Consider the following 25034-nt stretch of genomic DNA (forward strand, 5'->3'; position numbering starts at 1 on the left):
GGGCACGCCGCTACTGACGTCGACGCCGGGCGGCAGGATGCCACCCCTCCCAGTGACCTCCCGACATCACCGACCAAATCGGAGGGTTGGCTTCCAGCCGACCGCACGGCGGGCACGCCGCTACTGACGTCGACGCCGGGCGGCAGGATGCCACCCCTCCCAGTGACCTCCCGGCTCCACCGACCAAATCGGAGGGTTGGCTTCCAGCCGACCGCATACGGCGCTCACGCCGCAACTGACGCTGACGCGGGCGGCAGGATGCCACCCCTCCCAGTGACCTCCCGACATCACCGACCAAATCGGAGGGTTGGCTTCCAGCCGACCAAAATACAGCGGTCACGACGCTACTGACGCCGGGCGGCGGGCGGCAGGATGCCCCCCCTCCCAGTGACCTCCCGGCGCCACCGCCAAATCGGAGGGTTGGCTTCCAGCCGACCAAAACACGGCGGGCCGCTACTGACGCTGACGGCGGGCGGCAGGATGCCAGCCCTCCCAGTGACCTCCCAGCTCCACCGGCCAAATCGCAATTCCCTCACCGAGCGTCGGCCGGGCGCCAGAGGCGTTTCGTCTCGCCGTCGGTGAATTCCACTTCCAATTGAACCGTCTCTCCGGCCGCCGGTTCGTGTTCGATCCGGAAGGCTCCGGCGGAGCGACCGTCTTCGGGATGACGCAAGAGACCGAAGAAATCGTGCGTCACCAGACCGACCAGTTCCACTTCCTCCCCGAGGGTCGGGAACATCAATCGCTCCACCCCGGCGCGGTCCGGCTTGGAGCCGGGAGGGGTCCGGTAGTCGCCGATCGATGGGTTATGGAACCGAGGAGGCTCCTCGCCGCGGACGAACTGTCCACTGCGCTCCACCCGGGTTCCGTAATCGGCGTCGGGCCAACGGCCGGTCATTCCGACACCGTTCGATCCGAAAAACAGGTTCCCCTCAACCGGTCGCAACCTCGCCCGGTGTAAAGCTGTCTCCGTATTCAAAATCATCGTATTGACCACCGCGGCCTGCCGCTCCGGCATCGCTCCCCAGGCGGTTCCCCGGCTGTCGCCGCCTTCGCCGAGGAAAATCCCCCACCCCTGGGCGGGATCCTCCCGGGCGTTGTCGATGGTGTTGTGAAGGGTCCAGACCCGCGAACTGTTCCAGGCGAGCAGCGCGTAACGGAACCAGACGCCGCCAGGACGCAGGTCGATGCTGACGTTGTTGGCGATCAGGTTCGGTCCCGGGGATGCTTCCATTCCGACTCCGAAGGCCATCGGACGGATAAAGCGATTGGCCTCGATCCGGTTGTTGTAGTGCTCCCAGTCATACCAGATGCCCGGACCGTCGCCTTCGATGATCGTGTTGTGCCGAACCACCGATCCGGTCAGGCGGAAAAACTTCATCGCTCCCGACTCATGAAAACGCGGATAACCGGCCCGGCTGTTGTCGGTGATTGTGTTGTGCTCCACCAGCAGCGGCCCGCGTCCGGGCGGGGTCAACAGATTGTCCGGGGTCAATTGGCCGGTGTTGGCGTTGGCCCCCATCCCGAGATGTCCGGGCGACTCGATCCAGTTTCCCCTGATCACCATCGGCGGAGCATCGTAAGGGATTTGTGTGAGCACGAACGACATGCCGCGAACCTCCGGCTGGAAGAAACGGCAATGCTCCACCACCACCCCGGGAGCCGAAATCAACGCGTGCCCGGTTTGCTGATACTGGGAGCCGTGCCGGAACTCGAGCCCTCGAATCCTCCAATGCGGTTGGTCGACCACCAGCAGTTCCTGCCGCGCCCCCAGATCGATCGCCGCTTCGTTGGCGTCGACCCCGGGCGGCAATTGCACGTAGACCGCCCGTTCCGCGTCCTCCACCGGCAACGGTCCGAGGATCAACCAATCGCGCAAATGGTCGTGCTTCGGTCCGTCCGACGGCCGCCGCGGATCCGCCGGGGGCAACGCGGTCGATACGGTCGCCTCCCGTCCCCGGGGCAACCGGAAACGGTAACGGTTCGGCAGGTTATCCCGGTAACTGGAATCGAGCAACATCACCACCTGGTTCCACCCTTCCCGGAACGGCAGACGTTCCCACTGGTCGCCGTTCAAACTGTAATCGGTCGTCGCCTTCGGCTCTCCGGCCATCCCGGCCGCCGGCATCAATTCGCCGTTGAGCCACAGCCGGTATGGATTCAACTGCTGGTGCCACGGGCTCCCGCTCTGGCGTCCGGCCCGGAACCCGCCCGGCACCCAGACCCGGCCGGTGATCGGCTCCGGAAAACGGGGATCCCAGACTTCCCCGGCTTCCCGGGGCTCCAGCCAAACCCAGGAGGTGGCGTAAAACAATCCGCGTTCCTCTCCCAGTTGCACAAACCCATCTCCGTCGGCGGTCGTTCTCCGCCAGGTGGAACCGAGCGCCCGCTCCCCCGGGCGCGGCGTGATGCCGCCGTCGAGTCGCGGCAACACCAATTCGCGGGAACCGCGCACCTGCACGAACTCGCCCGGTTCAAGATCCCGGATAATGGTCCGCTCCCGCATGCTTTTTCCGTTCCACGCTAGCGGCGCCGGACCGCGGCCCCAATGGTCGGCACGCCAGAGGCCCGGACGACGGGGTGCTTCTTTCCAGGCGTCCGCCGGAGCGGGATCGTTGCCCGAGACCACCGGCATCCGGCCCTGTTCATCGCGGACCCCTTCGAGGAGGATCGGACGCTCGGCGGTTCCGGCGGTCCGGGGCCGGATCGCCTCCCGGTAGATCCCGGGGCGGACCTGGATCACATCACCCGGTTGCGCCTTCCGAACCGCCGCGCCGATGCTGGAGAACGGCGCCTCGGGAGTGCCATCGTTTTCGTCGCTGGCATCGGGGTGACCGATGTCCACCACGAGAGTCGGTTCCGGATGCGGACGGAAGGGCACCGGACCGTCGGGCTCCGGCGGTTCCTCCACGTTCGCGCCGTTTGCCGGTGTCCTTAAATACCAATTACGCACTTGGTCCGCTGGACGTTGAAACAGCGCCCTGCTGATCTCGTCGGCGCTCCGGTCCTCCAACCCTTCGATCCGTTCGAAGGGGAAATTGATCACCCACCATCCCGGATGGCTGCTGACCAACCGACGGTTCTCGGCATCCCACCGGACCCGCAGCCCGGTGTGGTCCAGCAACAGTTTTTGCCCGCCCGAGGTGACAACCGTCGGAGGCAGCGGAGGATTCTCCGGCAAATCGGGCTTCGGCAACGGAAGCGCTGCCGCCAGCGGATGGGCGACGGTTAAAAACAGGATTCCTAACGCCGTGGATATTTTTCGCATGGTAATCATCGGTTCGACATTCGATCAATCGGCGGCACGCCAATAACGGACCATCGCGCCATCGGCAAACTCGGCCTCCAATTGCATCGTCTCCTCGTTCGCCGGATCGCGCTCGATCCGGAACGCGCCCGGAGAACGTCCGTCCTCCGGGTGACGCAGCAAGCCGAAGAAATCGTGACGGACCAGCGAAACGACTTCGACCTCCTCGCTGAAGATTCCGGAATCGACGAAGGTTTCCGTGACCCCCGAGCCGTCGAGCAGACTCCCCGGCGCGGTCCGGTAATCGGCCATCGGGGGATTGTTGAACTCCGGCAACGGTGTGTCGCGAACGATCTGTCCGCTTTGCTCGATCACCGCCCCAAGGTCGGGATCGATCCAGTCACCCGAGGCGAACGGTCCGCCGTGATCGAAGAAAAGGTTCCCCTCCACCGGGTGGAGATGCGTCCGGTCGAACGCGACACTCGAATTGAAGATCAAGTTATTGATCGCGGCCGCCTCTGGCTCGAGCGCGTCGTCCCAGCGGGTGCCGCGGACTCCGGTGATTTCGCCGATCCGCATGCCGAGTCCGTCGGCCGGATGACTTCGGGCGTTGTCGACGGTGTTGTGAATCTTCCAGGTCCGCGAGCTGTCCCAGCCCATCAGGGCCGAAGCGAAGATGGAGACCGCCGGTTGGAGGTCGACGATGACATTGCTCGCCACCAGGTTCGGTCCGGGCGACGCTTCCATCCCGATGCCAAAGCCGGTGGTCCGCTCAATCCGGTTTCCTTCGACCCGGTTGTAGTAGTGCTCCCAGTCATACCAGATCCCCGGTCCGTCGCCGCCGAGGACAGTGTTGTGACGGTTGATCGCGCGGGTGAGACGGAAAAACTTCATGCCTCCCGATTCGTGGAACCGCTCGTAGCCGCCGCGGTTGTTGTCCAGAATCGTGTTGTGCTCGATCAGAATCCGACCCCGTCCCGGCGGATTGTTTAGGTTGTCGACGGTGAGCTGATTGCTCGACGCCTGAGCGCCCATTCCGATCTGCCCCGGTGAGCGTATCCAATTTCCTCGGGCAACGATCGGCAGATCCTCTTGTTGAAAACCGCGGAGCGCGAAGGAAATCGACCGGACTTCCGGCTCGATGAAGTCACAATACTCGATGGTCACGCCGGGAGCCGAAATGAGCATCTGCGGCTGTTGCTGCGTCTGGGCTCCGTGCCGGAACTCCAGTCCGCGAACCGTCCAGTGGGGATGCTCCAAAGCGGCGAGTTGCACGCGCGCCCCGAGGTCGAAATCCATCTCGTTGGGATCCTCGTTCGGATCAAGTTTCAAGTAGAGAGCCCGGTCCGGCCGGTCCGCCGGGAGGGGCCCGAGAACCATCCATTCGCGGAAATAGTTGTGCTCGCTTCCCTCGATCGGTCTCGTCAAGTCGTCGGGTTTAACTGCACTGGAGACCGTGTCGGCGTGACCACGGGGAACGCGGAAACGGTAGGCGTTCGGGAGGTTTTCGCGAAAGGTCGAATCCATCAGGAGCACCACGTGATTCCAGCCTTCCCGGAAGGGGAGATTCGTCCAGTGGTCGCCTTCCCGCCCGATGTCGGTATTGGCCCGGGCCCGCCCCGCTTCACCGACGCCGGGCATCAATTCGCCGTTCAACCAAAGCCGGTAGGGATTCAACTGCTGGCGAAACGGAGCCCCCGACTGGCGGGCGGCGCGAAAACCTCCAAGCGTCCAGACCTGCCCGGTGATCGGCGCCGGAAATCGCGGATCCCAAACTTCGCCTTCCTCTTCGCCGCGGGGATGGAGCCAGATCCACGAGGAAAGAATGAAGATCCCCCGCTCCTCGCCAAGCTGAACTTGCCCGTTTTCATCGACGTCGACCCGCCGCCATTCCGCTCCGAACTGACGCTCCCCCGGACGTGGAACGATGGAACCGTCGACCGGCGGATCAACCAACATCCAATCTCCGCGATTCTGCAAAAATTCCCCGGGACCGAGTTCCGCCAAAATGGTCCGCTCACGGAGATTGCGTCCGTCCAGCGCCAGGGCCGCCGGTCCCGCGACCCAATGCTCGGCCCTCCAGAGTCCCGGCCGTCCCCAGACCGGACTCCAGGCGTTTTCCGGAGCCGCATCGTTACCCGAGACCGCGGGCATCCTGCCGTCGGCGTCCCGCACTCCCTCCAGGACGATAGGACGTTCCTTGGTTCCGGCGGTCCGCGTCTGTATCCGTTCCCTGTATACGCCTGGCCGGACCTGGATCGCGTCTCCCGGCTGCGCCCGGGCGACCGCCGCCTGGATGGTTTTCAACGGTGCATCGAGATTGCCGGGATTTTCATCGTTCGCCTCCGGGTGACGCTGGTCGACCACAAAGGTAGGACTCGGATGCGGTTCGATCGGAGCCGGACCCTTCGGCTCCGGCGGCTCTTCCGCGACCGGACGGGATTCGGTGGGAGGCGTGCGGAGATACCAGTTTTTCACCTCATCCCGGGGACGCCCGAACAGCGTTTCGCCGATCTCGGAGAGGTTCCGCTCCTCGAGTCCCTCGATTCGGTCGAACGGATAATTGATCACCCACCAGCCCGGATGGGTGCTGACCAATTGCTCGGCCTCCGGATCCCACCGCACCGCAACGTCCGTTTCCTGCAAAAGAAGTTTTTGACCGCCGGCCGTGACAACCATCGGAAGAAGCGGCGGATCCTCCGGCATGCCGAACGGCGGCAGCGGAAGTCCGGCGACGGCCTGTGAGGCGATTAAAAAGGATCCGAAGGCGGCGGCGAATAGAGTCTTCATCGATAAAGGAATGGGGTTTGGAATACGTTTGGCGGGATGTTTCATCGGTCACCGAGCCCGCCAGAAACGCTTCATCGTTCCGTCGGTGAACTCGGCCTCCAGTTGCGAACCCTCGCCCTCCGCCGGTTCCCGGTCGATCCGGAAGGCACCGACGGACCGTTCGTCGTCCGGGTGACGCAGGAGGCCGAAAAAGTCGTGGCGGACCAGGCCGACCACTTCGACTTCGTCATCGAGGTCGGGGATGGAGAGTTCCGGCCGCGCCGCGCCGTCGATCGAACTTCCGGCGGCAGTCCGGTAGTCGCCCGCGGCCGGGTTGCGGAACTCCGGAATGTCGTCGCCGTCGAGGAAAAGGTTTCCCTCGACCGGCTCGGCCCGGCGCGGATCGAGCGGGGTTTCGGTGCGGACGACAAGATTGTTGATCACCGCCGACTCGCGGTGGGTCAGCGGGTCCCAGCGGGTCCCGCGATTGTTGCCTCCTTCGCCCAGGTAAATGCCTCCGCCGCGGGCCGGATCCTCGAAGGCGTTATCGAGGGTGTTGTGCAACGCCCAGGTCCGCGAACTGCTCCAGGCGAGGATGCCGTAGCGGAAATAATTCCCGCCCGGGCGAAGATCGATGCTGACGTTGTTCGCCACCAGGTTCGGTCCGGGCGATGCCTCAACACCGACCGCGAATCCCTTCGCCCGGATGGCGAGGTTTCCTTCGATCCGGTTGTTGTAGTGCTCCCAGTCATACCAGATCGCCGGACCGTCCCCCTCGATGATGGTGTTGTGGCGCACCACGGAGCCGGTGAGGCGGAAGAACTTCATCGCGCCAGACTCGTCCCACCGCTCCTCCCCGCCCCGGTTGTTGTTGATGATGGTATTGTGCTCCACGAGGACGCGCCCGCGCATCGGCGGCGTGAGAAGATTTTCCGCCGTCAGCCGCACGGAGCCGCCGGTGGTTCCCATGCCGAGGGACCCCGGGGACTCGATCCAGTTGCCCCGCAGGATCACCGGTGAGGAATCCCACTCGAAACCGCCGCGCACATAAAACGTAAGCGCCCGCACCTGGGGCTCGACGAACTTGCAGTATTCCACGGTGATGCCGGGCGCCTCCGTATGAAAATGTGCCCGCTGGAACACCTGGGCCCCATGCCGGAACTCCAGTCCGCGAACCGTCCAGTAAGGTTGGTCGATAAAGACGATGTGCTGCCGCTCGCCCATGTCGATCTCCTCCTCGTTCGGATCGATTCCTTCGGGGACCCGCAAATAGATATGATGGTCCGGCTTTTCGGCCGGGAGCGGTCCCAGGATCGTCCATTCGTTGAGCCAATCGTAGGTCTCCCCCTCGACCGGTTCCGATAGATCGTCCGGGCGAACCGGACTCGACACCGTCTCGGGGCGTCCGCGGGGAAGCCGGAAACGATACGTGTGCGGCACGTCTTCGCGGAAGGTCGAATCGAAGAGCATGAAGACATGGTTCCACCCCTCGCGGAACGGCATCCGGCTCCAGATATCATAATTATTGGTCTGCCGGGTCGCCGCCCGCGGTTCGCCCGCCTGTCCGGCGGCCGGCATCAGTTCCCCGTTGACCCAGACCCGGTAGGGATTCGCCTGCTGGTCCCAGCGCGCCGCCCCGAAATGGCCGGCGCGGAATCCGCCCCCCATCCAAATCTGACCGGTGATCGGCGCGGGAAAACGGGGATCCCAAACTTCCCCGGCCACCGGATCGAGCCAGACCCACGAGGAGGCGTAAAAAAGCCCCCGCTCGTCGCCGAACTCGATGAACCCGTTCTCATTGGTCGGAATCAACCGCCACTCCTGGCCGAGCGCGCGATCGCCGGGCCGCGGGTCGACATCGGGACTCAGCCGGGGAGCGAGCAACTCCCGGTCTCCCCGGCTTTGAATGAATTCCCACTCCCCCAACTCCTCCAGAACGGTCCGTTCCCGCAAAATCCATCCGTTGCGGGCCATTTCCGCCAGACCCCGCGTCCAACGTTCCGCCCGCCACAGGCCCGGTTCTCCCGGCACTTCGGTCCAGGCGCCCGCGGGAGCCGCGTCGTTTCCGGAGAGAATCGGCATCCGCCCCTCCTCGTCGCGGACACCTTCCAGGACGATCCGTTGGTCGGCGGTTCCGGCCCGGGCGACCCGGACCGATTCCCGGTAAATGCCCGGCCGCACCTGGATCACGTCGCCGGGACGCGCCCGCTCCACCGCCGCCTGCACCGTCTTCAACGGAGAATCCGCCGTGCCGGGATTCTCGTCGCTCGCCGCGGGATGATTTCCATCGACCACCAGCGACGGATCCGGATGCGGGACGATCGCCGCCGGACCGGTCGGCGCCGCCGGTTCTTCCGGCAGATCCCCCCCGGAGCCGGGCGGGGTGCGCAAATACCAATTCTTCAATTCCTCCTCCGGACGGTCGAAAAGCTTTTGGGCGATCGCATCGGGATCCATTTCCTCCAATCCCGCGATGCGGTCGAGCGGATAATTGACGATCCACCAGCCCGGATGACTCGATTCCAACCGCTCTGCCCCGGCGTTCCAGGAGACCTCGACATCGGTCTGACGGAGCAAAAGCTTCTGGCCCCCCGCCGTGATCACCATCGGTTCAAAAGCCGGATTCTCCGGAATCTCCGGAGGCGGCAGCGGAAGGGCTCCGTGGAGAGAGGTCGCGGCCAGACAGAACAAGGAAACGCCAAGGGATCGAAAACGCATGGGTACAATAATGGTCGATGAATTGGAGGAAACGAACGCCCGAAAGAAAAACTCCGCGCTCGAAACGGGCTGAACCCGATGTACTAACTTGATTTTGGAGGATCGGCCTCCTGTCTCAACTTTAATCCCAACGTTTTCCCTCGAAATTTGTTAACGCGTTAGATTTTGATTGCCAATAGGGTTTTGCTGATTTGCTCTGGTTGGATGCCGACCTACCGGGAAATCGCGGCGGCGGCCGGCGTGTCGGTCGCCACGGTCAGTTTCGCCCTGCGGGGACTCGACCGGGTCAAGCCGGAGACCCGCCGCGAGGTGTTGCGGGTCGCCCGGGAACTCGGCTACGTTCCCAACCCGATGGTGACCGCCCTGATGACGGCGGTGCGCCGCCAGGAACAGCCGATTCGGTCGATCCTGGCGCTCCTGGTCCCCCGGCCTTCGGCCCAATGGGCCCGCCATCATCCCGGCCTTTCCCTGGTGGTGGCCGGGGCCCGCGCCCAGGCCGAGAGCGCCGGTTACGGGGTCGACGAGATCAGTTTGCGGGGTTTCGAAGACCGGCCGGAGGCTCTGGAACGGGCTCTGCGCACCCGGGGAACCACCGGGGTGATGTGGATCCACTTGCGCGAAACGGAGCTTTTGGAGGCGATCGACTGGTCCCGTTTTTCCGTCTGCGTCGTCGGGGCCGCGATCTCCGGACATCGTTTCCACACGGTTTCAGGAGATTACACCGGCGGCATCGGACTCGTCGTCTCAGCGATCCGGGAGCGATCCTGCCGCCGGGCCGGACTGGTTTTATCCGCCCTCGACAGCGCGGTCACGCACCGGCAATACGAAATCGCCTGGACCTACCACCGGGAAGTAGAGCGAGGAAGGCCGGAGCCGCTCGAATTATTGCCGGCCTGGATCACCCCCGACCGTCCGGGCAAAGACGAATTTCTCGCCTGGGTGATCCGGAACCGGCCCGATCTCCTCGTCACCGGCGAAGTGAAAGCCCTCGATTGGCTCCGGGAAGCGGGAATCCGGGTCCCGGAGGACGTGGCGATCCTTTCCCTCGACGCCGCCCAAGGGGGAACTTCGTATACCGGTGTCGACCAACGACATCGGGCCCTCGGCGCCACCGCCGCCGACATCCTGATCCGGGAATGCCAGGCCAACCGCCGCGGCGAACCCGCCCTTCCCTACCGGGTGACCGTCGACGCCGCCTGGACCGAAGGGGCGACGTTGTGAGCGCGCGTGTTTTCGTGCATTTGGGCGACCCACGGAAATGGCGACCTTTCAGGCCGCAGACTTAAACCACTTTTCACCCAGCCCTGCGGACTGGGCTTTTGAATTCCGCACCTTCGGCGCTAACCACCAGTCGCCGATGTCCGAAACCTTTGCCCCAACGGACGTTCGACTTCCAATTCTGCGGACCCATCGTTTTGCCCAACTGCGATTCGACCCACGGATATGGCGACCTTTCAGGCCGCAGATTCTAAACCTCTTTTCACCCAGCCCTGCGGACTGGGCTTTAGGATTTCGCACCTTCGGCGCTAACCACCAGTCGCCGATGTCCGAAACCTTTGCCCACGGACGTTCGACTTCCAATTCTGCGGACCGGGTTCGAGCATCTCGCACTGTCGGCGCCACTCCCCCTAGCCCAACGGGCTTTCGACCTCCAGCCCAGGGTTGGCCGAAGGGACGAGGCCTACCCTGGGGAGGTGCGCCGGTATATGAACCGCAACGCGGTTCCGCCTCTGGTTGGTGCGGTTGGCCGTAACTTTCCGGCCGCGGATGGTGACCCGAGCGCCGAAGGTGCGGAATCCAAGAGCCCAGTCCGCAGGGCTGGGTCAGGAAACGGAAACATAACGCGGCCTGAAGGGTCGCAATTCGATAGGCGATACCGGCCCGGTCGGTCCGGACCTCACCGATTTCCGCATTTTTTCCTTTCCATTTTCCTAACGTTAGGAAGAATGGCGGAACCTGGCGGTGGTTTCCGCCCGCTCCGGACGGCTCCGGACTCAGATTTCTTCCCTTTCGATACTCTCATTCATTTTCGACCACCGCGTTTGTCATGCCCAACGGAAACAAACTGACGACTTACAGCTCGTATTTCATCGGCGCCGGACTGTTCCTGGTCGCCTCGCTCTGGATTTTCGGCTGGGTGCTGCGGCCCGACGTCTACACACCGCTTCCTCCGGTCGACCCGGACGATCTGGCTCTGGTCGAGAGCCACCGCGACGTTTCGTTCGACCCCGAGAATCCGCCGGTGCTCCATGTAACTGTCGATTACGAGGAGGGCGAAGCGGGCGCCTGGTTTCCGCGTGGCGAATCTCCGTTCCTGGCTGAATTGGTCCAGGAGGGCCGGCTTCCCCCGGTCGCGGAGCGGGTCGGCCCCGAACCGGCGGTGATGCAGGGAGTCGACGGAATCGGCAACTTCGGGGGCACCTGGTATCGGGTCGCCACTTCGGAGGGGGATGTCGGAATCATCGATTGGCGGATGTCCGGGGCGACGTTGCTGCGCTGGTCCCCCCTTGGTTATCCGTTGAAACCGCACCTGGCCAAGTCATTCGAAGCCAACGAAGACCGCACCGAATTCACCGTCCGTCTCCGCCGGGGCATCCGCTGGTCGGATGGTCATCCCTTCACCGCCCGCGACATCGCCTACTGGTGGAACGCCGAGATCAAGCACTTCGACATGCGCCCGTTCTTCATGACCATCCAGGGGGAACTGGGGGAGATCGAGATGATCGACGATTATACGGTCCGCTTCTCCTTCCCCCTGCCGAACGCGATTTTCCCCGAATTGATGGCCAAGCACCCGTTCTGGGCTCCGGAACACTACCTTAAGGAGTTTCATCCGGAATTCGGGAATCCCGAGTCGATCCAGGCAATGCTCCGGGCCCAGGGAGTCCCGAGCGCGCGGGCCGCCTATATCCGTTTGACCAATTTCCGGAATCCCGAGCATCCCCGGCTCTGGCCCTGGGTTCCCCGTTCCCATCAAACCTCCCCGCCCTACGAATTCGTCCGCAATCCCTACTACTGGGTGGTCGATCCCGAAGGAAACCAACTTCCCTACATCGACCGGGTCCTCTTTGACATCCGGTCGCCGGGCATGATTTCGGTGACCGCCGCCTCCGGCGACATCACCATGCAGATGCGCCACATCCATTACGGGGATTACACCCTCTACATGAGCGAGCGCCGGGCGAACAATTTCGAGGTTTATCACTGGCTCCAATCAGCCCGGTCCAATTTCGCCATTTACCCGAATCTCAACCGCCGGATCGATTCCGACCGCCCGGAAACACGTTGGAAAAACACCCTCCTCAATGACAAACGGTTCCGCCAGGCGCTGTCGCTCGCCATCAACCGCGAAGAGATCATCCGCGCCGAATACCATGGGGAAACCCAACCGGCCCAGCTCGACCCCGGACCGGAATCCCCGTTCCACAATCCCCGTTTCTTCAAGAGCTTCACCGAATTCGATCCCGACCGGGCCAACGCGTTGCTCGATGAAATCGGACTGACCGAGCGGGACCGCGAAGGTTACCGGACGTTTCCGGATGGGACCCGCATGACGTTCTATTTGCACGCCGCCACCTCCGGAGTCCCGTCGGGGCCGGCCCCGTTCATCACCACCCATTGGGGCGAAGTCGGGGTCCGGGCCATCCTCCGCGGTTCGGCCCGCAGCCTCTGGCAACGCCAGCAATCGGCCCTTGAACACGATTTCACCTTGTGGGCCGGCGACAGCGAATTCTATCCGCTGCTCGAACCGCGGAACTTCGTGCCGGTGGCCCTCCACTCCTTTTTCGCCCCCGGCTTCGCCCAATGGTATCAACTCGGCGGCCTCACCGGTCATCCCGAAGCCTGGGAACGTCCGCTCTCCATCGAACCGCCCGAGGACCATCCGTTGCGCCGGGCGATGCTTCTGCTCACCGAAGCCCGGGGAGCTCCGACCCTCGAAGAACAACGGGAAATCTTCAACGAAATCCTCGAAATCGCCGCCGACAACGTCTGGACGATCAACGTCAGCACGCCTCCGCCGCAGTTGGTGATCGTCCAGGGCGGTCTCCGCAACGTCCCGCGAAACGCGATCGTCGGCCACGTTTTCAACACCCCCGCCAACGCCGGCATCGAGAGCTACTTCTTCGAACAACCGTCCGACTCCCCGGGCGCCATCGCCGCCATGAAGCGGGCGATGGTCGATGTCCGGCCCGATCCTTCCCTCACCATCCGAAGCGGCGTCCGGCAGACCGCCGAAGACCAGACCGAGGAAACCGGCGGACGGGACGTGGTCGGTTTCCTGGTGAAAACTTTTCTCTGGGGAAGCCTGATCATCGGCGGGATCCTCGTCTCGGTGAAACATCCGTTCATCGGCCGCCGCATCATAATCCTGATCCCGACTCTCCTGGTTATCTCGATCGCGACGTATGTCATTATCCAAATGCCGCCGGGCAACTTCATCGAATCGCGCATCCTGGAACTGCAAATGGAAGGGGACGAATCCGCCCTCGCCGAGGCCCGCGAATTGCAGGATCTCTTCAACCTCGACGACCCGCTGGTGACCCGCTACTTCCGCTGGCTCGGGGTGCCGTGGTTCGTCACCTTCGATTCCTCCGACCGCGGTCTGCTCCAGGGCAGCCTCGGACGGTCGATGGAGGACACCCGGCGGGTCAACGACATCGTCGGCGACCGGATTCTCCTCACCTTTCTCATCTCGCTTTTGACCATCATTTTCACCTGGGTGGTGGCGATCCCGATCGGGATTTACTCGGCGGTCCGGCAGTATTCATTCGGCGACTACGTGCTGACCTTGATCGGTTTCATCGGCATGTGCATTCCGAACTTCCTCCTGGCCTTGATCCTGATCTACGTCAGCGCCACCGTTTTCGACAACCAGGTCAGCGGTCTCTTTTCTCCGGAATTCGCCGCGCAACCGGAATGGACCTGGGGGAAGTTCAACGACCTGCTCAAACACATCTGGATTCCGGTCGTGGTGCTCGGCACCGCCGGAACCGCCTGGATGATCCGGGTGATGCGCGGCAACCTGCTCGACGAACTGCGCAAACCGTACGTCGTCACCGCCCGCGCCAAGGGGGTCCGCCCGATGAAACTGCTCTTCAAGTATCCGGTCCGCCTCGCCTTGAATCCGTTCATCTCCGGGATCGGCAGTCTGTTCCCGCAATTGGTCTCGGGCGGAGCCATCGTCGCCATCGTGCTGAGCCTTCCGACCGTCGGGCCATTGCTCCTCGGGGCGCTGATGAACCAGGATATGTATCTCGCCGGCTCCATGTTGATGGTGCTGAGTTTATTGACTGTTTTTGGAACTCTCGTGAGCGATCTGCTGCTGATGTGGCTCGATCCGCGAATTCGTATGGGGGGTAAGAAATGATCGGATTGATTCGAATGTTCGGCCTCGGGAAAAAGCAAACGGCCCTCGACCTCAAAAAAACGGGCGAAGACGCGGACCGCGCTTCCTTCGCCCATCTCTCCCAATGGGAGCTGATCAACCTCCGGTTCCACCGGCACCGGTTGGCGGTCTTCTCGCTGTTCGTCCTGGTCATCCTCTATATCATGGCGGCCTTCGCCGAGTTCTTCGCTCCCTACTCGCGCGACTGGCGGGATCTCGACTACATGCACGCGCCGCCCCAGCTTCCGATGTTCAACCTCGAACATGGTTGGCACACCTACGCCCTCCAACAGGAACGAGATGCGATCACCTTCCAGCGCAAATACACCGTGCGGACCGACCAGGTCGTTCCCCTTTCCTTCTTCGTTCGGGGAGAGTCGTATTCGTTTTGGGGACTTTTCGAAACCGATCTCCGTTTCTTCGGCGTCGACCACCGGTCGATCGAACCGGTCGCCGATCCGGACCAACCGGTTCCCGCCTTCTTCTTCCTTGGAGCCGACAAATACGGCCACGACGTCTACAGCCGCATCATCTTCGGCGCCCGGATCAGCCTGTCGATCGGCTTGATCGCGATCGCGATCACTTCGCTGCTCGGCATCATCATCGGGGGAATTTCCGGATACAAGGGCGGTTTCATCGACGACCTGATTCAACGGACGATCGAGATCGTGAATTCCTTCCCCCAACTTCCACTCTGGCTCGCCCTGGCGGCGATCATGCCGGCCGACTGGTCGCTGATGGTCACCTATCTCGGCATCACCGTGGTGCTGAGCCTTCTCGGCTGGACCGGTCTCGCCCGGGTGGTTCGCGGGAAGATCCTCGCGTTGCGCGAGGAGGATTATGCGGTGGCCGCCCGACTCCAGGGAGCGAGCCATCGGCGCATCCTTTTCCGGCACTTGGTCCCCGGTTTCACCAGCCACATCATCGTGGTCCTCACCTTGAGCGTCCCGGCGATGATCCTCGGGGAAACCGCCCTCAGCTTCCTCGGTCTCGGTCTCCGGCCTCCGGTAGTCAGCTGGGGAGTGATGCTCCAGGACACCATGCAATTGCAATCGGTCGCCAATTACCCATGGCTCCTGATGCCGGTGATCCCGATCATCGTGACAGTGCTCGCCTTCAACTTCCTCGGCGACGGCCTGCGCGACGCGGCCGATCCCTACGCCACCATGTAATCATTTCCCATGAGCTCCGACATCGAAACAAAACCTTCCGTCCGGACCGAATCCGGCAAACCGGCGGGCCTGCGAGAAACGGTTCTCGAGGTCGAAGATCTCCGCACCTACTTCACCACCGAAGAAGGAACTATCCCGGCGGTCGACGGAGTCAATTTCTCCCTCAAACGGGGCCGCACCCTCGCCATCGTCGGCGAAAGCGGCTGCGGAAAAAGTGTCACCGCTTATTCAATACTCCGCTTGATCCAACGCCCGGGCGAAATCGTCGGCGGACAGATCCGCCTCTATCCGGACCAGGGCGGCATGATCGACGTCGCCGCGCTGCACGAGAAGTCGGACCAGCTTTATCACGTCCGGGGCGGGCTCGCCAGTATGATCTTCCAAGAGCCAATGACGGCGCTCAGCCCAGTGCATACGGTCGGCAACCAGGTTTGCGAAGCGATCCTGACCCACCGGGACGTCGGCAAAGCCGAGGCCGAACGGCTCGCCCTCGACATGCTCCGGCGGGTCGGAATTCCGGGCCCAGAAAAACGTTTGCGGCAATACCCGTTCGAATTCAGCGGCGGCATGCGCCAGCGGGTGATGATCGCCATGGCCCTCGTCTGCAATCCGCAACTATTGATCGCGGACGAGCCGACCACCGCCCTCGACGTGACCATCCAGGCCCAGATTCTCCAGGTCATTCAGTCGCTCCAAAAGCAGATGAACACCTCGGTGCTGCTGATCACCCACGACCTGGGAGTAGTCGCCCAGATGGCCGACGACGTGGCGGTGATGTATCTCGGACGGGTGGTCGAGCAAGCGAATTGCCGTTCGCTGCTGAAAGCCCCCCGGCATCCCTACACCATGGGTCTCCTGGCCTCGCTCCCGAGCATCAACGCGCGGGCCGATCGTCTTCAGGCGATCAAAGGAACGGTCCCTTCTTTGCTCGACATCCCCCCAGGTTGTCCGTTCCACCCCCGCTGTCCCTACGCGGAACCGGGCAAATGCGACGTCGGCGGCCCTCCCCCCTTGCACGAGATCGAGCCGGGCCGCACCGTGGCCTGCGTCCGGGCCGAGGAGATCATGTCCGGCAAAGCGAAACCCGCAACCGACAAACCGGTTTCCGTCTCCCCCTCCCCGACTTCCGCTCCCCAGACGGCCGGCAAACCAAAGAGTCGGCCCGAGCCCCTCCTGCAGGTGCGCAACCTCGGCAAGTTTTTCCCGATCCGCGGCAAGGGCTTCTTCCAGCGACAGGTCGGCACAGTCAAGGCGGTCGACCAGGTCAACTTCGACGTGATGCCGGGCGAAACCCTCGGCGTCGTCGGCGAAAGCGGCTCCGGCAAAACCACCGCCGCCAGAGCGATCCTGCGAGCGTTCTCGCCAACCCAGGGCGAAGTCCGGTTCCGCTCCCGCAACGGTTGGGTCGACCTCGCCAAGCTGGACGACAACCAACTCAAGCCGCTGCGGCAGGAGATGCAGATGATCTTCCAGGACCCGTATTCGTCGCTGAACCCCCGGATGACCGTCGGAGACATCGTCGGCGAGCCGCTGATGCTCCACGGACTGGCCAAAGGCGAGGAATTGAAGCGCCGGGTTGAGGAGGCGTTGGTCAAGGTCGGACTCAAACCGGAACACCGCGCCCGCTACCCGCACGCCTTCAGCGGCGGCCAGCGGCAACGGATCGGGATCGCCCGCGCCTTGATTATGCGTCCGTCGCTGATCGTCGCCGACGAAGCGGTCTCCGCCCTCGATGTATCGGTCCAGGCCCAGGTGATCAATCTACTCAAGGATCTCCAGAAGGAACTGAAACTGACCTACATTTTCGTCGGCCACGACCTCAGCGTGATCCGCCACATTTGCGACCGGGTCGCGGTGATGTATGGCGGTAAAGTCGTCGAGCTTTCGGAAACGGAAGAGGTATTCACGAATCCGCGACATCCTTACACCCGTGCGTTGCTGTCGGCGATTCCGCATCCGGATCCCGACATCAAACTCGAGTTCAAAGTCGGCGGCGAAGCGGCCGATCCGGCCGACCTTCCTCCGGGATGCAGTTTCCACCCCCGTTGTCCGCACGCCAAAACCGGCGTCTGCGACGTCCGGGGCCACCCCCCGGCCCTGCGCGAACTCACCGAAGGACGTTTCGTCTCCTGCGCGCGCGCCGAGGAGATCGAAGACGACCTCCGGACTTAACGGATACACCGCCGGACCGTAGGATGTAACCCCTTCCGGCAAATCGGAGGGTTGTTTTCAGACCGACCAAACACGGCGCTCATGCCGCAACGCCCGGTCCTACGCCCGGTCCGAGCGCCTTCAGGCGTCACGGTCGATCAGCTTCAGATCCTTGATAAAAAAATGGGCGCCGCTGGGGGCGTTGTCGGTGGTGATCCGCAAGCCGCTGACCGGCCGGGGCGGCGAAGAGGCTTCGATCCGGGAGTGAATCGTTTCATTGCCTTCGGCGTCATAGGTGCCCACGACGAAGAGCAAAAACTGGTCGCGGTTCGCGGAGATGAATTCAATAAATAGATGGTGCGTCTCGCCCGGCGCCAACACCACCGGGGTTCCTTGACGCACCCCTTGGCTGCCGACCCGGAGAACTCCCCGGGGATTGGTCTTCACATCCACCACCCGATCAGGGGTCGACGACGCCTCCCCTTCCCCCAAATAGATTCCAAATTCGCCTTGGTGGTCCTCCGCCACATAGATCTTCATCGACAGGCGTCCGTTCTTCACGGGATCAAACCGCTGGCGCAAACTCGCACTGGCCGAAGCGCTCCCGCTGGCATCGCGAAACTCGATCCATCGCTCCTCATTGGGAGCTCCGTCCGGCTTCCCGATTCGCACTGAAATCCCGGGCTCACCGTCGGACGTCTGCCACGGAGCCGGAACCGCCGCCCCGTTGTCCAATCCGGCGAAACGGGTTCCTTGCAAGATCGGTTGACTCCCGGCTTCTACCTCCGGAATGGTGGTCACCCGGATGTTGCGCAGGACGAAATCGATCTTCTCCCGGGCGTTGGCGTTGCCAGTGCGAAATCCGAATTTACCGAATCCTCCCTCTCCATCGCGGAATGCCGACTGGAGAAAGGTGAAACCGGCCCCGACCAACTCGTCGTTGAGAAACACGTCAAATGCGTTTCCACCCAAGCGGCGCTGAACGCCGTCCGGTCCTTCGTAGAAAAAGGTACGCGCTTCAGCATTGGCGAACAGACTGATCCGGTTCGTTTCGTCGGCCCGGAACGATCCGTCGGTCCGGCCTCCGCCGTGGTTGATCTGATAATTGCCATCGTTGTTGAGCCGCAACTCCAACGCCCGGTTGGCTTGGGTGCCAAGGGTTTCAGCCGGATCATACTCGCCCAGCATCGCGTGCAAGGCGTCCATCGCCCCATCGGTCCGCAACGCTTCCTTTCGCCGGAACTCGAAATCAAAACGAACGGCCGACGGTTGCCGGTCGGAGTCAGTGACGAAATTCTGTTCAAGGGCCGTCTGGGCTCCGGAGTGAAAATCCCACAACCGCAAGCCCCCCTCGACAGTCTCGAAACCGAGATTGTCGGCGTTGGTCGAAGGGCGGACATGGTCGAAGGTGGGACGGAATCCGGGGGGAGTCTCGTCGAAGTCCCGTGAATACAAGACGTCGGCGGTTTCGGCTAATCCGGCCGAAACCCATGCTAAAGAAGCGAGGACGGAGAGGGTGGCGAGGTGGGTCTTGGTTCTCATAAAGTTGGATGGCTCGATTTTAGTGGCCGGCCGCGGATGACGCACGGAGGTGGGAGGTCTCCGTCACTTTATCGGCACGTAATTGCGCGGGAATGACAGGACCGGAAGCCGGTTCCCGCCACGGGTTCACCGGAGGCCAAGGAAGGTCGTCCGTCCAGAAGGCCGGTTTCTCATTCAGGTAAAGGGAATCGCGCAGAAACTCCGCCTGGTGGGGTTCGCCGCCGCCCCCCGATTCTCCTTCGACCCGATTGGCGAATGCCAGGATTCGCTTCGATGTCCCATCGCTTTGGATACCACGGCGCCCAACGATGTTTCCGATGATGTTGGCGTCGTGCGAGTGATCGCGCAGTTCGATGCGGTCGGTGACGATGTTGCGGTACATCGTAGTTAGCGGGCCGGTCGGACCCCAATAATCGGCGAAGACGGCGTGCTCGACGACGTTGCCTTCAAAGAGGGTGTGGTGCGAGTAGTGACCGTGAATCGAGATGTCGCAAAGAAGCGGCGCCCCCTTCGGTTCGCGACGGCGGTCGAAGGAATAATTGTAGGCGAAGACGTTGCCGTTGGATCCGGCTTTGGTCATTAGCGAATGGCGAAACTGATGGAGGACGTTGTCTTGAATCAGGCAATCGACCGCGACATTACCGGTAACGATCCCATACCCCTGCCCGCCGCCATCATGATATTGGGCGCCATGGACATGGTTCGATTCGATGGTGACGAACCGGCTGTAATTGATCCAAACGTGCGACCGCGTCGCGTTGATGGTTTCGACCCGACGCATCCAGCAATTGACCGCCGCCTCGAACCCGATGATGTTGTCGTGATGCGAATCGACCCGCTGGATGGTGAGATCCTCCAATCCGGCCCATTCGATCGGAACGATCCGCTGAATCCTTGGCCTCAACTCCTTTTTCAGAGTCAGGCGCAACGGGGTGTCGAATTGAATCCTCCCCTCGGCGATCCGCTCGATCCGCACGATCTGCGCCAGCAGTTGCTGCGCCCAGCCAGTCTCCCATCGGGGATCGGTGTACATCAACTCCGGATCGTTCTCACTGAAGATCAAAACCCAATCGCCTTCCGAGAAAGAGGCGGTCGACTCGGGGACGACCGTCGTCGATCCGCGGTCGTATCCTGATTCCAAGGACACCGGGCGTTGATGACGCCTGCCTTCAAATTGCACCATCCCCATCGCCGGGCGTTGGTCCGGGTCGAACTCCCGTAGCGCGGGCAAGTCGACCACCAGGCGCGTCTGCCCTTGCCCCGCTCCCCGCAGGACCACGCCGGAGCGAAGCCGGAGGGGACGGCGAACCGGAAATTCGCCGGGCGGGAGGAGGACGGCTCCCGGGGTCTCAAGCGAATCGATCGCGCGCTGGATAACCGCCCCCGCTTCGCCGGCCAGATCCGCCGCGCGCAACTCCACCACCACCGGCACTTCGGGAATTCCGCCCCGGACTCCGGCGTCCCAGACCGGTAAACGATCGCTGGTGAATGCTTCTCCGAGGAGACCGGAGGTCGGCGCTTCGGCCGCCACAATGCGGGAAAGCCGGATCGCGCCAATCACAAAATCGATGTTCTCCCGGGCGTTGGCGTTCCCCGCCCGAAAACCGAACTTCCCGAAAACGTGCTCCTCGTCCCGGAAATGGGTTTGCATGAATCCGAAACCGCCTCCGATCAAGGTGTCGTTCAAGTAAACGTCGAACGAGTTGGCCCGCATCTCGCGGACCGATCCGTCCGGGCTCTCATAAAAGAAGGAGTCGCTCCCGGCATTGGCGAAGAGACTGATCCGATTGGTCCGGTCGACCGGATAGCGGGTGGGAAACTGATCGGTTTCGTGAACGATCCGAAGGGTGCCGTCGTTATTGATCCGAAGTTCGAAGGGACGATGATGTTGCGACCGAAGGGTCTCGCCTCGATCGAACGAACCGAGCGTGGCATACAAGGCGTCCATCGCTCCATCAGTGGCCAACTCCCGCGACCGCCGAAAGCTGAAATCGAATCGCACCGCCGCCAACTGGCCGCCGGAGCCGTCGACGAAATTATGCTCGATCGCCGCCTGGGCGGTGGCGTCGTGGTCCCGAATACGGAGGCCGCGGCTTCCCTCCTCCTCGACTACCGAAACCCCGATTCGATCCGAGTTGGTTCCCGGACGAACATGATCAAAAGAAGGGCGAGCGCCTACCTGGAGGGACGAAAAATCTTCCGAAAACAGCGTTTCGGCGACGATCGCCGCCGGCAAGGCGATCGCCAGGAAAAGAATGGTTAGAACAGGTGTTCGTAATTGCCGCATCATGACACCGGAGAGGGCGGTCAGGCGGCAGTCAACCGGATGGCGGCCCGACGGCGGACCCATGCGAGACCGAGCGCCCCGATTCCGAAGACAATGGCGTAGGTCCGAGGCTCCGGAATCACCGACACCACGATGTCGTCGACCAGGAAATCGACATTCGTGCGGGCGTTGGCATTGCCGGTTCGGAAACCGAACTTGCCAAGAATGTTCTCTTGGTCATGAAAAATCTGACGCAGGAACTCGTGGTTCTCGCCGACCAGCGTTTGGTTCAAATAGACCGAAAACGAATTGGCGTTCAATTGCCGGTTCACTCCATCGGGACCTTCGTATTGAAACGCCTTGTGCCCGGAATTCGCGAAAATGCTGAATCCGTTCACCTGGTCGGGGGATGGAATCGATTGAACAAGGGTCACGCTTTCATCTAGACCGTGACGGATGCGGAAAGTGCCATCGTTGTTGATCCGCAATTCGAACGCGCGGTTGTCCTGGTTGTTCAAAGTCTGCCCCGTGTTATAAGCACCAAGCATCACGTAAAGCGAATCGAGGGAATCGCCTTGCGTATCGATGAACATGGATCGCTGAAAATTGAAGTCGAGGCGAACCGCCGACAATTGAGTCAACGCACTGGACGCGAAGTTGTGTTCAACTCCAGCTTGATTCAGAGGATCCCGGTCCCAGAGGCGCAACGAGTGGTTTCCGGCCGGGCCGAAACCCGCCACCGGGCTCGAGTTTCCATCAACGATGACAGCCCCAACATTAGCGGTGTTGGAACCGGAGGGACGGACGATGTCAAAGACCGGACGCTCGCCCGGGAGCTGGGTCTGGAAAGTCGTCGAAAAAATGACCTCGGAGGTTCCAACGGAAACGAAGAAGACCGAGACAAACGAGAACAGGGAGAGAGAGAGTTTTTTCATGATCGGTTAAGGGGATTGATTTATAGTTATTAATTAACGATTCCAAAAAGAGCCGGTTCGATTCTAAATCAAACCGGCTCGTTCGCGGCGAGGCCGCCAGGTTTACAGTTGGCGACCTTCCCAGGTTCCGCGGTCGAATTCCTGGATCTCTTGCAGGCGCATGGTGCGAACGCTGCCATCGGCGAATCCGACGTTCATCAAGTCGTTGTGACGGAAGTCGAAACGACGGACCTCGGCGGTGGAGGCGGCGACCATATCGGGTCCGATGGCGTTCCACGACAAATTGGAAATCGAGCCGGTGGCGCCCGGAGAACTCGGTTGGGCTTCCACGATCAGCGGCGTGACGGAATGGTCGACGATCGAAGTAAACGGGCGGGGGAACTTCGCCGTTTGCCCGACGTTGCCGCCAGGATTCGCACCGAGCATCGCCGCGGTGGCCGCATAGGTCCGGCTGATTCCTTCATAGTTTTGCGAGAAAGAGGTGCTGGGCGCGCTCGGGCAAACGAAGATGATGTTTTCGATGCTGTCCGGATTATTCCCGCGCTGCGGCAAATACGGTCCCAAGGCTTTGGTCCAAAGGATCGCCCCCATGCCGTCCTGGGCGTCGGGAGAGGCCGCCGGGTAAAACCCGTTGTTGTCGTCCATATACAGGAATAGAGCGGTGTTGATCTGACGAATGTTCGACATACACGAAGAAGCCCGCGCGGACTCCCGCACCCGACCAACCACCGGAATCAGAATGGCGGCCAGAATTCCGATGATGGCGATCACCGTCAGCAATTCGATCAAAGTGAAGCCGCGGCGCTCGCTGATGGAAGAGCGGCGGATCTGCTGGAAACTAAGGTTCTGGTTCATATGCGGGCTTTCTCAGGGTTTGGATGAAACAAGTTGTCGATGGCGGGAGTCGGAACTGATTCCTGCTATTTATGGCGAATTTGCCGAAAATCGGTTGACGCGTCAAGTGTGAATTTAATAATTATTAAATCATGATTTCCCCTTTCGATTACGCCGTCATCGCTTTTTACTTTGTCTTCATGCTGAGCATCGGCTGGTTTTTCCGCCGTTTCATCTCCAACATCAGCGATTATTTTCGCGGCGGCGGACAGATGGTCTGGTGGATGGCCGGTAGCTCGGCGTTCATGGTGGCGTTTAGCGCGTGGACGTTCACCGGAGGAGCCAGTAAGGCCTATGACGACGGCATTATCATCCTGTTCCTCTTTTTCGCCAACGGCTTGGGGTTCGTCTTCAATTATCTCTTCTTCGCCCCCCGGTTCCGCCAAATGCGGGTCATCACTTCGATCGAGGCGGTGCGCCTCCGCTTCGGCCGGGCCAACGAGCAGTTTTTCACTTGGTTGCAGATTCCGCTCGGCGTCCTCTACGCCGGGATCTGGTTAAACGGATTGGCGATTTTCGTGGCCGCGATTTTCGGCCTCGATTTGACCATGACCATCCTGGTGGTCGGGACGGTGGTGGTGTTCGTCTCCTTGCTGAGCGGTTCCTGGGGAGTGGTGGCCAGCGATTTCATGCAAATGCTGGTCTTGATGCCGCTCACCGTGGTGGCCGGGGTTTACGCGATCATCCATGTCGGAGGGATCGGCGCCTTCGTCGAGGGCGTGCCGGAAAACCACTTCTTCGACTGGTCCCATCTCAACTACACCAACCTGGTTTATCTCTGGATCTTCGCGATCATGTTGAAGCAGTTTTGCTCGACCAACAACATGCTCGACGCCTCCCGCTACTTGAACGTCAAGGACAGCAGCCACGCCCGGAAAGCCGCCTTGCTCGGCGCGACCCTCTTCTTCATCGGACCGCTCTTCTGGTTCATCCCGCCGATGGCCGCGACGATCACCCACCCCGACCTCGGGGCTTCCTTCCCGCAGTTGAATAATCCGTCGGAAGCCTCGTTCGTCGCCATCTGCCTGTTGACCATGCCGGCCGGAATGGTCGGACTGCTGATCAGCGGGATCTTCGCGGCCACGATGTCGTCGATGGACAGCGGCCTCAACCGCAACGCCGGGATCTTCGTGCGCAACTTCTATCAACCGGTGCTCCGCCCCAAGGCGACCGACCGCGAATTGCTCACCGCCGGCAAAGGAACCACCGCGTTCTTCGGCGTCCTGGTGATCCTCGCCGCCCTGACCTTCAGCCAATGGAGAGATATCGGGTTGTTCGACCTGATGTTGCAATTCGGCACCTTGGTCGCCCTCCCGTATGTTATTCCCCTGATCTGGGGGGTCCTGATCAAGCGGGCGCCTTCGTGGGCCGGTTGGTCGACGGTCCTGGTCGGCTTCGGGTCTTCGCTGCTCGCCAGTTTCGTCTTCAATGCGGCATGGCTCGACCGGCAACTGGAGCTCTCCCTGTTGCCAAGGGAAATGAGCGACTGGAACCTGATCATCGGCGTTCTCCTCAATCTGTTCGTTGGCTCCACCTGGTTCCTCGGCTGCTGCTTCGTCGCCCGGGAACGTGATCCGGAACGGAAGGCGAAGGTCGACTTGTTCTTCGAACAAATGCGGACCCCGATCGACTTCGCCAAGGAAATGGGCGCGGGGAGCGACGCCCGTCAAAACCTCGCCATCGGACGGCTTTGTCTCGCTTACGGCGGATTCATTCTCCTCCTGATGCTGATCCCGAATCCCTGGCTTGGTCGCGCCGGATTCCTCTTCTGCGGCGGCGCCATCACCTTGATCGGCTGGCTCCTGATCCGCTCCGCGAAAAAGGAACCCGCGTTGGACGAAATCCACTCGCCCACCGGCGATCTCATCCGCGACATCGAAAAACCGGAAGCGAATCCGGCGGAGCGGAAATAGGACCGCCGCAAAGGATCGTTAATAGCCGCAAAGAAGCAAAA

12 protein-coding genes are annotated in these 25034 nt (G+C 61.9%); 5 read left to right on the plus strand and 7 right to left on the minus strand.

Annotation, left to right across the window (positions count from 1 at the left end):
- Positions 1-532 precede the first annotated feature (532 nt).
- From ACWUI2_RS00200 to ACWUI2_RS00210, 3 genes are read right to left on the minus strand one after another with little or no spacing between them, the layout of a single operon-like run.
- On the minus strand, positions 533-3268 hold the full coding sequence (locus ACWUI2_RS00200; protein ID WP_486980845.1) for a right-handed parallel beta-helix repeat-containing protein: 2736 nt from the start codon (positions 3266-3268) through the stop codon (positions 533-535).
- 24 nt (positions 3269-3292) lie between these two features.
- A complete protein-coding gene (locus ACWUI2_RS00205) occupies positions 3293-6037 on the minus strand; it encodes a right-handed parallel beta-helix repeat-containing protein (RefSeq protein ID WP_486980846.1) in 2745 nt (914 codons plus the stop codon).
- 48 nt (positions 6038-6085) lie between these two features.
- Positions 6086-8734 (minus strand): right-handed parallel beta-helix repeat-containing protein, encoded by a 2649-nt coding sequence (locus tag ACWUI2_RS00210; protein WP_486980847.1) that lies wholly within the window; start codon positions 8732-8734, stop codon positions 6086-6088.
- 183 nt (positions 8735-8917) lie between these two features.
- Here ACWUI2_RS00210 and ACWUI2_RS00215 point away from each other — a divergent pair, with 183 nt between their 5' ends.
- From ACWUI2_RS00215 to ACWUI2_RS00230, 4 genes are all read left to right on the plus strand, one after another.
- Positions 8918-9955, plus strand: coding sequence for a LacI family DNA-binding transcriptional regulator (locus tag ACWUI2_RS00215; protein WP_486980848.1), 1038 nt, complete (start codon positions 8918-8920; stop codon positions 9953-9955).
- 826 nt (positions 9956-10781) lie between these two features.
- Positions 10782-14102 carry an ABC transporter substrate-binding protein gene (locus tag ACWUI2_RS00220; RefSeq protein ID WP_486980849.1) on the plus strand — a complete coding sequence of 1107 codons (3321 nt, stop codon included), beginning with the start codon at positions 10782-10784 and terminating at the stop codon, positions 14100-14102.
- Entirely contained in the window at positions 14099-15292 is a 1194-nt protein-coding gene (locus ACWUI2_RS00225; protein ID WP_486980850.1) for an ABC transporter permease, read from the plus strand. Before ACWUI2_RS00220 ends, ACWUI2_RS00225 begins: the two co-directional genes overlap by 4 nt.
- 9 nt (positions 15293-15301) lie before the next feature.
- Positions 15302-17464, plus strand: a complete 2163-nt coding sequence (locus ACWUI2_RS00230) for an ABC transporter ATP-binding protein (protein WP_486980851.1) — start codon at positions 15302-15304, stop codon at positions 17462-17464.
- Positions 17465-17584: 120 nt separating this feature from the next.
- On the opposite strand, the gene ACWUI2_RS00235 is transcribed toward ACWUI2_RS00230, so the two are convergent.
- From ACWUI2_RS00235 to ACWUI2_RS00250, 4 genes are all read right to left on the minus strand, one after another.
- Positions 17585-18985 carry a hypothetical protein gene (locus ACWUI2_RS00235; RefSeq protein WP_486985086.1) on the minus strand — a complete coding sequence of 467 codons (1401 nt, stop codon included), beginning with the start codon at positions 18983-18985 and terminating at the stop codon, positions 17585-17587.
- Positions 18986-19004: 19 nt separating this feature from the next.
- Positions 19005-21275, minus strand: a complete 2271-nt coding sequence (locus tag ACWUI2_RS00240; RefSeq protein ID WP_486980852.1) for a right-handed parallel beta-helix repeat-containing protein — start codon at positions 21273-21275, stop codon at positions 19005-19007.
- Between the two features lie 17 nt (positions 21276-21292).
- Positions 21293-22186 (minus strand): hypothetical protein, encoded by an 894-nt coding sequence (locus ACWUI2_RS00245; RefSeq protein ID WP_486985087.1) that lies wholly within the window; start codon positions 22184-22186, stop codon positions 21293-21295.
- Positions 22187-22288: 102 nt separating this feature from the next.
- Positions 22289-23041: a type II secretion system protein gene (locus ACWUI2_RS00250; protein ID WP_486980853.1), complete on the minus strand. Its 753-nt coding sequence runs from the start codon at positions 23039-23041 to the stop codon at positions 22289-22291.
- Between the two features lie 131 nt (positions 23042-23172).
- On the opposite strand from ACWUI2_RS00250, the gene ACWUI2_RS00255 reads away from it, so the two are divergent.
- Positions 23173-24993: a sodium:solute symporter family protein gene (locus ACWUI2_RS00255; RefSeq protein ID WP_486980854.1), complete on the plus strand. Its 1821-nt coding sequence runs from the start codon at positions 23173-23175 to the stop codon at positions 24991-24993.
- Positions 24994-25034 lie beyond the last annotated feature (41 nt).

It is taken from the genome of Verruconatronum alginivorum (genome assembly GCF_056590205.1).

What these genes read in the sequence shown, in the direction of transcription:
- ACWUI2_RS00250 (WP_486980853.1), bottom strand. Translation starts at nt 23,041, where the DNA reads ATGAACCAGAACCTTAGTTTCCAGCAGATCCGCCGCTCTTCCATCAGC.
- ACWUI2_RS00230 (WP_486980851.1), top strand. Translation starts at nt 15,302, where the DNA reads ATGAGCTCCGACATCGAAACAAAACCTTCCGTCCGGACCGAATCCGGC.
- ACWUI2_RS00240 (WP_486980852.1), bottom strand. Translation starts at nt 21,275, where the DNA reads ATGATGCGGCAATTACGAACACCTGTTCTAACCATTCTTTTCCTGGCG.
- ACWUI2_RS00205 (WP_486980846.1), bottom strand. Translation starts at nt 6,037, where the DNA reads ATGAAGACTCTATTCGCCGCCGCCTTCGGATCCTTTTTAATCGCCTCA.
- ACWUI2_RS00255 (WP_486980854.1), top strand. Translation starts at nt 23,173, where the DNA reads ATGATTTCCCCTTTCGATTACGCCGTCATCGCTTTTTACTTTGTCTTC.
- ACWUI2_RS00235 (WP_486985086.1), bottom strand. Translation starts at nt 18,985, where the DNA reads ATGAGAACCAAGACCCACCTCGCCACCCTCTCCGTCCTCGCTTCTTTA.
- ACWUI2_RS00200 (WP_486980845.1), bottom strand. Translation starts at nt 3,268, where the DNA reads ATGCGAAAAATATCCACGGCGTTAGGAATCCTGTTTTTAACCGTCGCC.
- ACWUI2_RS00210 (WP_486980847.1), bottom strand. Translation starts at nt 8,734, where the DNA reads ATGCGTTTTCGATCCCTTGGCGTTTCCTTGTTCTGTCTGGCCGCGACC.
- ACWUI2_RS00245 (WP_486985087.1), bottom strand. Translation starts at nt 22,186, where the DNA reads ATGAAAAAACTCTCTCTCTCCCTGTTCTCGTTTGTCTCGGTCTTCTTC.
- ACWUI2_RS00225 (WP_486980850.1), top strand. Translation starts at nt 14,099, where the DNA reads ATGATCGGATTGATTCGAATGTTCGGCCTCGGGAAAAAGCAAACGGCC.
- ACWUI2_RS00220 (WP_486980849.1), top strand. Translation starts at nt 10,782, where the DNA reads ATGCCCAACGGAAACAAACTGACGACTTACAGCTCGTATTTCATCGGC.